The 13,924-nt window shown below is 36.1% G+C and carries 14 protein-coding genes; 5 read left to right on the top strand and 9 right to left on the bottom strand.

All coding sequences use genetic code 11. The features are described 5' to 3' along the window. Positions 1-300: 300 nt before the first annotated feature. The 5 genes from IC221_RS02525 (at position 301) to IC221_RS02505 (ending at position 6,015) form a co-directional block, all read left to right on the top strand. The gene (locus tag IC221_RS02525; protein WP_188167449.1) at positions 301-1,575 is read left to right on the top strand and encodes an asparagine synthetase B; all 1,275 of its coding nucleotides are present in this window, start codon (positions 301-303) and stop codon (positions 1,573-1,575) included. 3 nt (positions 1,576-1,578) lie between these two features. Next, complete coding sequence (locus IC221_RS02520; protein ID WP_188167448.1) at positions 1,579-2,712, top strand: glycosyltransferase; 1,134 nt, start codon at positions 1,579-1,581, stop codon at positions 2,710-2,712. Continuing rightward, positions 2,703-3,308: an RNA polymerase sigma factor gene (locus tag IC221_RS02515; protein WP_188167447.1), complete on the top strand. Its 606-nt coding sequence runs from the start codon at positions 2,703-2,705 to the stop codon at positions 3,306-3,308. The genes IC221_RS02520 and IC221_RS02515 overlap by 10 nt, the downstream gene beginning before the upstream one ends. 208 nt (positions 3,309-3,516) lie before the next feature. Next, entirely contained in the window at positions 3,517-4,506 is a 990-nt protein-coding gene (locus IC221_RS02510) for an aspartate-semialdehyde dehydrogenase (RefSeq protein ID WP_188167446.1), read from the top strand. A 201-nt stretch (positions 4,507-4,707) separates the two neighbouring features. Continuing rightward, positions 4,708-6,015, top strand: coding sequence for a Na+/H+ antiporter NhaC family protein (locus IC221_RS02505; protein WP_188167445.1), 1,308 nt, complete (start codon positions 4,708-4,710; stop codon positions 6,013-6,015). Between the two features lie 380 nt (positions 6,016-6,395). Here the strand turns inward: IC221_RS02505 and atpG are convergent, their stop codons facing one another. The 9 genes from atpG to IC221_RS02460 all read right to left on the bottom strand — a co-directional run bounded on the left by atpG (position 6,396) and on the right by IC221_RS02460 (position 13,897). Further along, positions 6,396-7,292: an ATP synthase F1 subunit gamma gene (atpG, locus tag IC221_RS02500; protein WP_062618525.1), complete on the bottom strand. Its 897-nt coding sequence runs from the start codon at positions 7,290-7,292 to the stop codon at positions 6,396-6,398. 73 nt (positions 7,293-7,365) lie between these two features. Further along, positions 7,366-8,943, bottom strand: coding sequence for a F0F1 ATP synthase subunit alpha (gene atpA, locus IC221_RS02495; RefSeq protein ID WP_188167444.1), 1,578 nt, complete (start codon positions 8,941-8,943; stop codon positions 7,366-7,368). Positions 8,944-9,018: 75 nt separating this feature from the next. Further along, entirely contained in the window at positions 9,019-9,555 is a 537-nt protein-coding gene (gene atpH / locus IC221_RS02490; protein WP_188167443.1) for an ATP synthase F1 subunit delta, read from the bottom strand. Positions 9,556-9,608: 53 nt separating this feature from the next. After that, positions 9,609-10,100 (bottom strand): F0F1 ATP synthase subunit B, encoded by a 492-nt coding sequence (gene atpF, locus IC221_RS02485; protein ID WP_188167442.1) that lies wholly within the window; start codon positions 10,098-10,100, stop codon positions 9,609-9,611. A 119-nt stretch (positions 10,101-10,219) separates the two neighbouring features. Next, positions 10,220-10,471 carry an ATP synthase F0 subunit C gene (gene atpE, locus IC221_RS02480; RefSeq protein WP_044203144.1) on the bottom strand — a complete coding sequence of 84 codons (252 nt, stop codon included), beginning with the start codon at positions 10,469-10,471 and terminating at the stop codon, positions 10,220-10,222. A gap of 134 nt (positions 10,472-10,605) precedes the next feature. Next, positions 10,606-11,667, bottom strand: a complete 1,062-nt coding sequence (gene atpB / locus IC221_RS02475) for a F0F1 ATP synthase subunit A (protein ID WP_188167441.1) — start codon at positions 11,665-11,667, stop codon at positions 10,606-10,608. Positions 11,668-12,158: 491 nt separating this feature from the next. Then, positions 12,159-12,470: an AtpZ/AtpI family protein gene (locus IC221_RS02470; RefSeq protein WP_188167440.1), complete on the bottom strand. Its 312-nt coding sequence runs from the start codon at positions 12,468-12,470 to the stop codon at positions 12,159-12,161. Then, positions 12,457-12,888, bottom strand: coding sequence for a polymer-forming cytoskeletal protein (locus IC221_RS02465; RefSeq protein ID WP_052444230.1), 432 nt, complete (start codon positions 12,886-12,888; stop codon positions 12,457-12,459). The genes IC221_RS02470 and IC221_RS02465 overlap by 14 nt, the downstream gene beginning before the upstream one ends. A gap of 136 nt (positions 12,889-13,024) precedes the next feature. Beyond that, entirely contained in the window at positions 13,025-13,897 is an 873-nt protein-coding gene (locus IC221_RS02460) for a M23 family metallopeptidase (RefSeq protein WP_044203137.1), read from the bottom strand. Positions 13,898-13,924: the final 27 nt, after the last annotated feature.

Below are 13,924 nucleotides of genomic sequence, written 5' to 3'. Positions count from 1 at the left end.
ATGATACAGAAAAAAGAATCGTTAGCTTTCCTGAATCGTAAACATTCAAAAATTAATAGATCATCTTCTACTTTCATAATAATCAGTATAAAATTGTGAAGAATAGAGGAAAGAATTGTATTTTCATTGTTCAATGATGATATTAATACATTATCGATCGAGAGAGTATTAAAACAAAAGAAAATCAGATAATTGAATGATCATAAAAAGTGAATTAAGAGTGCGTTACTAAACTTCTCTTTAACAATCACTATAGATCTTTTGTCACGGTACTTTGAGAGTTAGAAGAGAGAGAGTTTAATGAAAGAGATAAAACAACTTAAATTTATATTGCTGGGATTACTTTGGTTCTTGGTTTCACCTGCTTTTGCGAATTACATACTAGTGCCAATGGATCATTCCCAAACGAATCACTTGAAGGCATATGGAGTCACCTATTGGGTACTTCAAAAAGATGTTGAAGCAGAATGGCTACTCAATTTTAGAGGAGGAAGTTTCTTGTTCAAATATGCTCAGGATTTCGAAAATGAAATGATTGTGAGAGGGGTAAGTTATGAAGTTATCTCAGATGCTCAAGTCGTTGGGATCAAAAGAGAAATAGAACACCCTGAATCCAACATGGACATCATGCGTTTGGATGTTCCTCCTAAAATTGCGGTTTATTCTCCCCCTTCTAAAATGCCATGGGATGACGCCGTAACACTCGTTTTAACCTACGCAGAAATACCTTATGATGTTATTTTTGACGATGAAGTAATTGCAGATTTATTACCTAAATATGATTGGCTACACCTTCATCATGAAGACTTTACTGGGCAGTATGGCAAGTTTTTCAGAGCGTATGGTCGACAAAAATGGTACATTGATAATCAAAAGAAATTTGAAGCGTCAGCTCATAAACATGGTTTTGGTAAGGTTTCTCAATTGAAGTTGGGTGTTGCTAAAAAAATCAGAGACTTCTGCGCAGGTGGAGGCTTCTTATTTGCAATGTGTTCTGCCACAGATACGTATGATATTGCTTTATCTGCTGAAGGAGTAGATATCTGCGATTTTATGTATGATGGCGACCCTGCTGACCCTAATGCTCAGTCAAAATTAGATTACAACAAGACCTTTGCCTTCAAGAATTTCAAGCTGTACATGGATCCTTATAAATATGAATATTCTGACATCGACAATCAGTATTATGAAAGAGGGTTAACAGAGAGTAATGACTTTTTCAAGTTGTTTGCTTTTTCTGCCAAATGGGATCCTATTCCAACAATGCTTACTCAAAACCACGAACAAAACATTAAGGGTTTCATGGGACAAACAACTGCTTTTAAAAAGCACCTTGTAAAGTCTGATGTCATTGTATTGGGAGAAACAAGTGAAGCAAATGAAGTAAGATATATTCATGGTACCTATGGAAAAGGAACTTGGACTTTTTACGGTGGTCACGACCCTGAAGATTATCAACATTTAGTGGGTGAAGAACCTACGGATCTCAATCTCCATCCTAATTCACCTGGGTATAGACTTATTTTGAATAATATCCTGTTCCCTGCAGCGAAGAAGAAAAAGCAAAAAACGTAGGCCATGTACGCATTTTCTTCTTCTGAAGAGCTTCAAACATTTATCACTCTTATTTACTTTATTTCATTGCTTCCTCAGCTTATATTCTGGGGAGGAATAGCTCCTTACAACCTTTGGAAAAATAAGAAACAAAAAAAAGGCACAACTCCTCCTGTAAGTATTATTATAGCGGCTAGAAATGAAGCAGATAATCTTCCAAAACTTTTAAGTTCTCTTGTCAACCAAGATTACTCATCTTTTGAAATCATTGTTATCAATGATCGATCAACTGATAATACGGGTAAAATAATTGATCAATTCATCCAAAAACACAACCTTATTCGAAAGGTTGAAATTCAAGAAACCGACACTAATTGGAGTCCTAAGAAATATGCTTTAACACAAGGTATAGCGGTAGCAAAATATGATAATTTCCTCTTTATAGATGGTGACTGCTGGGTAGAAAGTGACAAATGGGTGGCAACAATGGCTCCTTATTTCCTACAATATGATATACTTATTGGTGTTGGATTATATAAAAAAATTGAAGGAAGTTGGGTGGCTAACATGACACAATTTGAAACCCTTTCAACAGCCATTCAGTACAGTTCTTTTAGCAATATTGGAATAAATTATATGGCCGTAGGAAGAAATTTTGGATACACGAAAAATATTTTTGATAATGCTAATGGTTTTCAAAAGCACAAAAGTGTTTTAAGTGGTGATGATGACTTATTTGTCAACCAAATGTCGAGTAAAAAAAATACCGTCACAATCATCAATAGTAATGCACTCACTTATAGTTTACCCGAAAAAGATTGGAAAACATGGTTTCGACAAAAAACTAGACATGTTAGTGCAAGTTATCATTATAAATTTTCAAATAAATTAATTTTAGGTACACTAAGTGCTTCGCACATATCAGTATATTTTATATATTTACTAATGATACCGCTTGAAATGGCAAATTTATTGCAACTCTCAGTACTACTCTTAATTCGGACATTATTGATAATGGTATGTTTTAAGAAGTTTACCAAAATGGTAGGTGAGAAAATCAAGTGGTGGCATATACCAATTTTGGACCTAATGCTAATTGCATATCAAATATTAATAGGAGTATCCTCTGTGATCTCAAAGCGAAAAACATGGATTTAGACAGACAGTTTTCCCAAAAGGCGCTTGAAGATTTTGAATTAATAGACGAAGCGATTGAAGGTAATGAGCAGGCTTACGCACAGCTGATGGGCCGTTACCGTAAATCGGTATATCATACGATATTAAAAATGGTTAGAAATGTAGATGATGCAGAAGATCTAACCATTGAAGCTTTCGCTAAAGCATTTAAGAATCTCTCCAAGTTTAAGAAAGACTACACATTCAGTACGTGGTTATTTAGAATCGCGTCCAATAATGCAATTGATTTTATTCGTAAAAAGAAATTAGAAACTTATTCTATCGATGCTGAAGTCACCAACAAGGATGGTGATACTATGAGTATGAATATTCAAGATTCAGGCCTTACTCCTCAAGAAGAAGCCATTAAAGCTCAGAAAATACAGATCGTTAGAGAGTTCGTAAGTCTACTTCCTCCAAAGTATCAAAGACTTGTAAAACTGAGATATTTTGAAGAAAAATCTTACGATGAAATTGCTGCTGAACTTGAAGCACCTCTAGGTACCATCAAGGCACAGCTGCACAGAGCAAGAGAGTTACTATATGACTTAGCAAAGAATAGTAAGAACATTCTCTAAAAAGATAAACTCTTGTCAATGCAGCATCAGTACTATTGAAAATACTGATGCTGTTTTTTTTATAACACTATGTGTTATTATTGTATAAAACAGTTTTATAAATAACAATTTAAAAATTGTTTTTCTACATTTACACCGTAATCTATCTAGAAGGACCTATTGAAGTCCTTAGCGGTTATTTCAAACAAACCAACTATCTTTAAAAATTATGAAATTAGCAGTTGTAGGCGCCACTGGATTGGTTGGCGAGCAAATTCTAAACGTCATCGAGGAAAGAGGTTTCCAATTCGATGAATTATTACTCGTTGCATCAGCTAGATCGGCTGGTAAAGTAGTTACTTACCAAGGTAAAGAGTATACAGTTATTACTGCAGAAGAAGCGATTGCTCAGAAGCCGGATATTGCTATCTTCTCTGCTGGTGGTGCATCTTCATTAGAGTACGCTCCAAAATTTGCAGAAGCTGGAAGTACAGTAATTGACAACTCATCAGCTTGGAGAATGGATCCTTCTAAGAAGTTGATTGTTCCTGAGGTAAACGCTAAATCTCTTACAAAAGAAGATAAGATCATTGCAAACCCTAACTGTTCTACAATTCAAATGATTGTGGCTATCGGTCCTTTGCATGAAAAATATAAAATCAAAAGAGTGGTTGTTTCTACTTACCAATCAGTAACTGGTTCTGGTAAAGCCGCTGTTGATCAATTATTCGACGAAAGAGCAGGTAAAGAGGCTAACATGGTTTACCCTCATCAAATCGACTTGAACGTTCTTCCTCATATTGATGTATTTCAAGACAATGGATACACTAAAGAGGAAATGAAGATGATCAATGAAACAAAGAAAATCTTAGAAGATGATTCAGTAAAAGTAACTGCTACTACAGTTCGTATCCCAACAGTAGGTGGTCACTCTGAGTCTGTAAACATTGAGTTTGAAAACGAATTTGACGAAGCTGAATTACGTCAGATCTTAGCAGAAGCTCCTGGTATTATCATCCAAGATGACCCTGCTAACAATGTTTATCCTATGCCGTTGACTTCTCATAATAGAGATGAAACGTTTGTAGGTCGTATCCGTCGTGATGAAACACAAGAGAAAACAGTAAACATGTGGATCGTAGCTGACAACCTTCGTAAAGGTGCAGCAACAAACACTGTTCAAATTGCTGAATATTTAGTATCTAGCGGATTAGTATAGTTTTTAAATCAGATTATATATATCCAAAACTGAGGTAATTTATTTTGCCTCAGTTTTTTTATTTATAAGGGATTAGTATTAATTAACGCACGCTATCTCTTCAAGTATGAATTCTTTTGTAGCTTAGCCGTTTGATTTGATTTGCTTAAAAAGCTACTGATCAACAAACTACATTTTACTATAAACCAAATTTTAATCGTTTTGGAAAATAATATAAAGAAAGGAAATCCTTATGCTTTAATACCTCTACTAACATTCCTGGTCAGCTACTTAGCTGTATCAATAATAACGGGTGACTTTTATAAAATGCCTGCTACAGTATCTTTTTTACTAGCCTCTGTAGTAGCATTATCAATGAACTCTAAGGCTACTTTAAAAGAAAAAATTAATACCTATACACAAGGAATGGGACACAGCGACATCATGTTAATGTGTATTATATTCTTATTGGCGGGTGCATTCGGTAATGTGAGTAAAAGTATGGGAGCTATTGATTCTACGGTTAACCTTGCTCTTACTTACCTTCCTAGCAACTTATTAATTACAGGCCTATTTATCATTGCTTGTTTTATCTCTATTTCTGTAGGTACTTCAGTAGGTACTATTGTAGCCATTGCTCCGATTGCAGTAGGTATTGCTGAGAAAACAGGAATGCCTATAGGAATTGGACTTGGTGCTGTAATCGGTGGTGCAATGTTCGGTGATAACCTTTCAATGATTTCTGATACAACCATTGCAGCAGCAAGAACACAAGGTGTAGAAATGAGAGATAAGTTCAGAGCTAATATTAAAATTGCCCTTCCAGCCGCTATCCTAACCATAGTCATCTACCTTGTTACTACAAGTGGGTTCTCACTTAGCTTAGAAGACAGCTATGAGTATTCTTTTATTAAAGTTATACCCTACTTAGCTGTATTAGTTGGAGCCTTATCAGGGGTTAATGTCTTAATCGTTCTCCTTTTGGGTACACTACTTTCTGGTGTAATAGGTATATCAGTTGGTTCATTTGATATATGGGGATTGATTTCAGCTACTTCAGCAGGTTTTATGGGAATGTCTGAAATCATCATTCTTTGTTTAATGATTGGTGGTGTGGTAGCGATTACTCATAAAAATAGCGGAATTGAATATATCATCTACGCTATTACATCAAGAATTAATAGTACTAAAGGTGGCGAATTAGGTATTGCATTACTAATCACCTTTATCGATATGTGTACTGCCAATAATACTATTGCTATTATCATAGGCGGTCCAATTGCAAAAGAAATCAGTACTAAATACAATATAGAACCTAAGAGAGCAGCAAGTATTCTCGATACTTTCTCTTGTTTCACACAAGGTATAATTCCTTACGGAGCTCAAATTTTAGTAGCTGTAGGTGCTGCTGAAGCATTATCTCCTTTAAGTGTGATTCAATACCTCTATTATCCATTTATTTTAGGTATTTGTGCTCTTGGATATATCTTTATTATGAAAAGAGAGCCAAAACCTACTGTGGCAGCATAGGGAGTTTTTTAGCTATAAATAATAAAACAGCCTTATTGAGATCTTCTTGAAAGTAACTCAATAAGGCTGTTTTTTCGTAGTAACGTTGTCTACTACGCTAGGTACCACATAGAAGAAAAAGATGAATTCCATTTATATCGCTAGTGTTAAGGCGAAAGCCGTCACTTGTGATAACATATTTGGCAAAGTCTCCCGACTTCGAAATGGATAACAATGTATTATTCATATTTGAAGTCAGGAGACTTTGCCAATAATCAGTTCCAAGTGACGCTATCACTTAACACTTGAAACATGGTGATTTTACAATTTTTAGAGTCAAACAAAAAAGTCTCAACCTTTCACAAGATTGAGACTTTATATATTCAAATGAGGAATTGCTATTAACCTTCAGCCAATGCGTTTGCACCACCAACGATTTCAAGAATTTCATTAGTAATAGCTGCTTGACGCGATCTATTATAATCTAATTTCAACTCTTTTAATAACTCACCTGCATTCTCTGTTGCTTTATCCATTGCAGTCATACGAGCGCCGTGTTCTGCCGCATTCGAATCAAGCAAATGCGTATAGAAGTTCACCTTCAACGTTTTTGGAATCAACTCTGAAAGAATCTTTTCTTTTTCAGGTTCGAAGATGTAATCCGCTTCGTTACCATCATTCTCATCAGTAGATTCTGCCGTTTCTAAGGCAAAAGGTAAGAATTGTTTCGTTCTCACGATCTGAGTTGCAACATTTTTGAACTCATTATAAACAACTACTACCTTGTCAAACTTTCCTGAAACATAGCCATCCATAGCATATTCAGCAGCTTTTCTAGCTTCTTCAAAAGTCACTTCATGGAAGAAGTTAACATAGTCAGAGTTTGTTTGAACTCCTCTCTTTTTAAAGAAGTCAGTACCTTTTGAACCAACACCTAAGATTTCAACTCTACCTGCTTTATGTTGAGCTGCGAACTCTTCATTTAACAATCTAGAACCTTCTTTGATGATATTGGCATTAAAAGCACCTGCTAAACCACGGTCTGAAGTTACTACAATAACAAGAACGCTATTCACTTCGTCATGTGCCTCAACGAATGGACTAGAAAAGTCGTTTCCAAGTGCCGCAGTAACGTTTTCAAGTATAGACGCAAGCTTATCAGCGTACGGGCGCATACCTGTTACACGGTCTTGAGCTCTACGCATTTTTGCCGCTGAAACCATTTTCATGGCTTTAGTGATTTGCTGCGTGGAGTTTACAGAGGTAATTCTCTCTTTTACTTCTTTAAGACTAGCCATTTTCTGTTTGAGTAATAAAAGTGAATTAGCAACAAGAGTATTGAGAATACCTTGTTGCTAATTTCTAATATAATTATTTGTGGTTTTGAGCGATTTCCTCACCAACTTTCTTAAGAAGGTTGATTTGGTCATCTCCCCACTTACCTGAAGCGATTTGAGACATAGTATCAGCATGCTTAGAGTTAAGTACTTCTAAGTACTCAGCTTCGAATGCTTTTACTTTTTCTTCAGCTACTGGATCAAGGATACCATTAGTACCTGCCCAGATAATTGCCACTTGGTTTTCTACTCTGTAAGGAGTATACTGAGCTTGTTTCAAGATTTCAGTATTCTTACGACCACGGCTAATTGTTAACTGAGTTACTGGATCAAGATCAGAACCGAACTTCGCGAAAGCCTCTAATTCACGGAACTGCGCTAAGTCAGTCTTCAATTTACCAGAGATTTTCTTCATTGGTTTGATCTGAGCGTTACCACCTACACGAGATACTGAGATACCAACGTTCATCGCTGGACGTACACCTGCGTTGAATAAGTTAGTCTCTAAGAATACCTGACCGTCAGTAATTGAAATTACGTTTGTAGGGATATATGCTGATACGTCACCTGACTGAGTTTCAATCAATGGAAGAGCTGTTAAAGATCCACCACCTTTCACTAAGTGCTTGATTGATTCAGGAAGGTCGTTCATATTCTTTGCGATCTCATCCGATGCGTTTACTCTTGCAGCACGCTCTAATAGACGCGAGTGAAGGTAGAATACGTCACCTGGATAAGCTTCACGTCCTGGAGGACGACGAAGAAGAAGTGATACCTCACGGTAAGCTACCGCTTGTTTTGAAAGGTCATCATATACTGCTAATGCAGGACGCCCAGTATCACGAATAAATTCACCAATTGCCGCACCTGTAAAAGGAGCGAAGTATTGCATTGGAGCAGGGTCAGAAGCGTTTGCTGCAACAACCACTGTATATTTCATTGCACCAGCTTTCTCAAGCGTTTGTACAATTGATGATACTGTAGAAGCCTTTTGGCCTACAGCAACATAAATACAGTATACAGGTTCTCCTTTATCGTAGAACTCTTTTTGGTTGATGATTGAATCAATTGCAACCGCTGTTTTACCTGTTTGACGGTCACCAATGATTAATTCACGTTGGCCACGTCCAATAGGAGTCATCGAGTCAATAGACTTGATACCCGTTTGCATAGGCTCATCTACTGGTTGACGGTACAATACACCTGGAGCTTTACGCTCGATAGGCATTTCATACGTTTCACCTTCGATCTCGCCCTTGCCATCGATAGGGTTACCTAATGCGTCGACAACACGTCCAAACATACCTTCACCTACGTTAATAGATGCAATACGTCTTGTACGTTTTACTGTATCACCCTCTTTGATATCTGTGTATTTACCCATAATTACGGCACCTACATTATCTTCTTCGAGGTTCAATACCATACCTACGACACCTGACTCGAACTCGATCAACTCGCCAGCTTCAGCATTAAGCAAGCCATAAATACGAGCTACACCATCACCTACTTCTAAAACAGTTCCCACTTCTTCTAACTCAGAAGAAGCTTTAAACCCTGTAAGCTGTTCCTTCAGGATCGCAGACACTTCATCTGGTCTAACTTGAGCCATTTTTGTATCTGGATTTGAATTTGACTATTCTTTTCTAAAAAAAAGCATCCATAAAAGGACACTTCGCATTAAAGCTTACTGAAACGCAACCTTTAATTGTTGTAACTGTGTTTTTACTGAGCAATCTAATTGCTTATCTCCCACAGTCAGGATGTAACCACCAATGAGAGCTGGATCAACTTTTTCTTCCAACTCAACTGTTTTACCAGTAGATTTAGCTACTTTCTCAACCAAAACAGCTTTTGTTTCAGCTGCTAAAGGAGAAGAAGTAACTACAGTAGCTCTTTGAATATTTTTTACAGCATCAAACTCACTCAAAATAGATTCCATAATCTCTTTCAAAGCGTTTGTTCTGTTTTTGTCTATCACCAAGTTAAATAACTTGTTGGTTAGATCACTTACTTTCGCTGAAAAAATTTCTTTCAGAATTGCTGCTTTTTTCTCGGCTTTAATGATTGGACTGTTCAACGCTAATGCTAAATCTTTACTATCAGTGATAGTATTCAAAACAAAATTTGCGTCATCGTATAATTTTGTCTGATCTTGTCCGTCTAATGCAACCGATACAAAAGCTTTTGCATATCGAGATGCTACTCTAGATTCTGCACTCATGGTTATGATTTATATACTACAAGGTGAACACCTTGTTTGATTACCTTTTTAACTTAGATCTTTGCTTCAGCAACTAACTCTTTTACAAGTTCTTGTTGAGCTGAATCATCTGAAAGTTGCTTACGAACAACTTTTTCAGCAATGTCTAAAGAAAGCTCTGCTACAACACCTTTGATTTCAGACAAAGCATCTCTCTTCTCAGCTTCAATAGAAGCTCTTGCCTCATCAATGATTCTTTTTGACTCAGCTTTTGCACTTTCAGTTGCTTCAGCAACCATTGCGTCTGCTTTCGCTTTAGCTTCATTGATAATTTCTTCTCTTTCAGCACGAGCAGCTTCTTTCATCTTCTCGTTATCTGCCTTAAGTTGTGCAATATCAGCTTTTGCTTGTTCTGCACTTTTTAGAGCGTTATCAATAGACTCTTCTCTATCCTTTAAAGATTTAGAAATTGCAGGAACAATTTTCTTTCCGATAATTAAGAATACAACTAAGAAAAATATTGTATTCCAAAAGAGAAGGCCTACACCTGGAGTTATGATATCCATTTTCGTTTATATTTTGCGTGTGAGCTTTGACGTTTCTTTGTTGAAAGATACCCATCGCCGGGCAAACCCCTTAAGCGATGGATATCCAAACAAAATGTTTCTTTTGTGCGGGATTAGGATTAACCTAAACCGATCAATAGACAAACTACTACTGCGAAAAGAGCAACACCTTCAATCAAGGCTGCTGCGATAATCATTGCAGTTTGAAGGTTACCTGCGATCTCTGGCTGACGTGCCATCGCCTCAACAGCGTTACCACCAATTTTACCGATACCAAGACCTGCACCGAATACTGCTAGACCTGCACCGATTGCTGCACCTAATTGACCTACGCTACCACTTACTTCTAGTAAAATCGAAAGTAATGACATTTTGAATTTTGTTTAAATAGTTTTAAAAAAAGAAACGTATATGAAGCTTTCGCTTGCGCGAAGATCATTCATTATATTCACTTATCCATGCTTAATCCGTTAAAGAACTAAAATTCAGCATGTAAGACAAGATTCTAGTGATGATCGGATACCGCTGATCCGATAAATAATGCTGAAAGCATTGTGAAAATGTAAGCTTGTAAGAAAGCTACAAAGATCTCCATGAAGAATAGAGGAATGATGATAAATGATGCTACACCACCTACCCAAGCTGCTTCAAGGATAAATACCAATGACATGAATGATAATAATACGATGTGACCACCAGTGATATTGGCAAACAAACGTAGCATTAAGGCAATTGGCTTAGTGAAGATACCAATAAGTTCTACTGGAATCATAATTGGCAACAACCAACCTGGTACACCTGGAGTTGCAAAAATGTGTCCCCAATAGTGCTTATTACCATTGATGTTTGTGATGATCAATGTAAACACCGCCATTAACATTGTAAATGAAATGTTACCTGAAGCGTTGGCTCCACCTGGTACTAAACCTAATAAGTTGTTGATTAAGATAAAGAAGAACAACGTTAATAGGTACGGAAGGAATTTATCAGTGTTTTTGCCTAAGTTTGGTTGGATTACCTCATCTCTCATGTAAAGAATAAGAGGTTCAAATACTGATTGGATGCCTGAAGGTGCTTTACCTGCATTCTTTTTGTAACCTTTTGAAATTGCACTAAAAATGATTAGTAATAAGATCACTGAAAGACCTGTAGAAGCTGCATTCTTAGTTAATGAAAAGTCTAATACTTTTACGGATTCATCCACTGAAGCAATGTGCTCATGGTGATTCACATAAGTACCGAATTTTCCTTTCACCTCATTGTGGTGAAGAAAATCTTTTGATGATAAAAACTCTAAACCTTGTCCTTCTACGTATAAGATCACAGGTAAGTTGATACCATAATGGTGTTCATGCCCGCTCTCATCTGTAGTAGAATAGAGAGTCCAATAGTGTTCATCTTTAACGTGATGAAGAATTGTTTCAACTGGATTGTACTCCTTTACGTGAGCCTCACCGTGAGAGTCACTATGTCCATCACTTGCATATGATGAAGAAGTTTGTAATAGTGCTGTAAAAAGCAACGCTAGTGTTGCAAAGCGTGTGTAAAAAGAATAAGTACTTTTCATTATTATAAAATCACTCACTACCTCGTTTATCCTGTAACTTAGACATGAGGTGCTTTACCTCAAGGATAGTATATGCAAAATAAAAAAAGAAATAACTTAATATGAAAACTAATTTCTCCTGCTTATCTGCATCCATCAAAATAAAGTACAAGACAAAGATCGTTAATGTTAGTAAAATCCTTATCAATACTGTCGCCATATAAAAGCCATAGAAGATTTCTCCGTTTCCCGATCCTGCTCCTAAACATGTGACCTCATATGACATTATCGCCAATATTAAATTGAATGCGAGTTCAAGATAAATAAAGCGACCAACATTGAATTCACTTTGTTCTGCTATTATAATGATCAACAAGAAAATTGATGAAGTAATTAGCAAAGCAAAGTAAAATCTTGTTCGTAAACTTAGTTGCATATTAAATTTTCAACTCAATCAGTTGAATCGATTGCAAACATAAGGTAATACCTTTTAAACACAAAGAAGGAAGTAATCATTTTTCAGAAAAATTGTCATGTTTACCTTTTTTTTTCAATATTTCTCCTTTTTTATTAGAAATTTTCTTCAACCCGTTGATTAGAATCACTAACGAGGCAAAAGTTCCAAACAAAAGAAAACCAATGGTACAATATGGACCATTGGCTTTAATAATATTATCTAAATACCTTCCACTGTAAGCACAAATCAGCATTGTCACGATCATTTCAGTGCTTAATGAAGAGTATCTCAAAAAGGTGGAATATTTTTCAATGGCCTTCTTTGGCTTTGAAGTATCATCAGAATGTTCCTCCTTATGTTGTTTCATCTTCTACTACTTCCTTAGAAGCGTTTGCAGTTAAAAGAGGTTTTGCAGACTCTCCCATATGACATTGTCCATTGAAAATAGCACCTGGATCAATCGTCAAACTCTTTGTGATGATATCACCGTGTACCACTGCTGATCCCCTTAAAACAAGGTTCTCAGATACTTCAATCTTACCATGGATCTCTCCTTCAATTTCTGCGTTTTGAGAAAAAATATCTCCTTCTACCTGTCCGTCTTTACCCAAGAATAATTTAGAATGACAGTGTAAGTTTCCAATCACCTTACCGTCCATTCTCAAAATACCATGTGTTTCTACATCTCCTTTCAGAGTAGTGCCATGGCCAATAGTATTATTTGCGGCGTTTGAAGATTGCTGAGCTGGAGCAACTCTTTCTTCATTGTTTTTAAACAATCCCATATTTATTTAATATTTATAATCGTTGAAGTAGTACTTCTTATTGAGGAAATAACTCTTAATCTTTAAAAACTATTCCAAAAAAGCGTTTGTCACTTTTTATAAAGCCTACTAAAACTCTTTTTAAAGATAAGTAATTCTATTCAAAAGGTATAAAGTCAACAGGGTCAACTGGGTTACCATTAAACCACAATTCAAAATGAAGATGTTGACCATCGGTCATCTCTCCACTATTTCCAATAATGGCTATAATATCTCCTGTTCTTACAGTCTCTCCTACTTTTTTCAATAAGACAGAATTATGCTTGTAGAATGAAAGGATTTGACCTTTGTGTTGTATACCTATAACATAACCTGAATCCTGAGTCCAAGAAGATAGTATAACAGTTCCTTCAGCAATCGCTTTTATTCCTTCATTTCTTTTTGCTAAGACATCCACACCATAGTGTCCATTTCGAATATCGAATCCTTTGGATAATACACCATTGGATACAGGAGGAAAGAAAAATAAGTCATCTACACTTGTACTGACACTATTAATAGGTGCTGAATTTATTTCTAGATCTTCAAACTCGCTTCTAAATACAGAGTCTACAGGATCTAATTGCGTTAAATCTACCTCTGCTTCTTTTACGCTTGATTCATCCTCTATTTTGGCCTTTATATCTTCCGCGTCTTCTACTTCACCATCCAAAATGGCTTTAATAGATGCCATGTAAACATCTTTTTCATCTGAAGCGATTTTCAATGAATCTACAATACGCTCCATTTCGATTAATTTACGATCAGTCTCTCTATAAGCGACTCTAGGATCAAAGATCTTAGATAATAAGGTAGTTGCTAAAAGAAAACTTAACCCGCCTAAAATTGTAAAAACAATACCAGTAAGTAAAAGTATTTTTACGTAGGATAATCTATATGCTGCTCTTTCTGCAAATGTTTCTTCGTCTCGAACAACAAGTACAAATCTTGTTGTTAGCCATTCTGATAACGTTTTACCTTGTCTTTTCATGTATAATTTCTTCTTCTTGTCAGAAGG

The sequence above is a fragment of the Flammeovirga sp. EKP202 genome, assembly GCF_014534745.1.
Lineage (GTDB): Bacteria > Bacteroidota > Bacteroidia > Cytophagales > Flammeovirgaceae > Flammeovirga.
The sequence above is the reverse complement of the archived record's forward strand: the minus strand, read 5'-3'. Positions and strand labels throughout refer to the sequence as shown.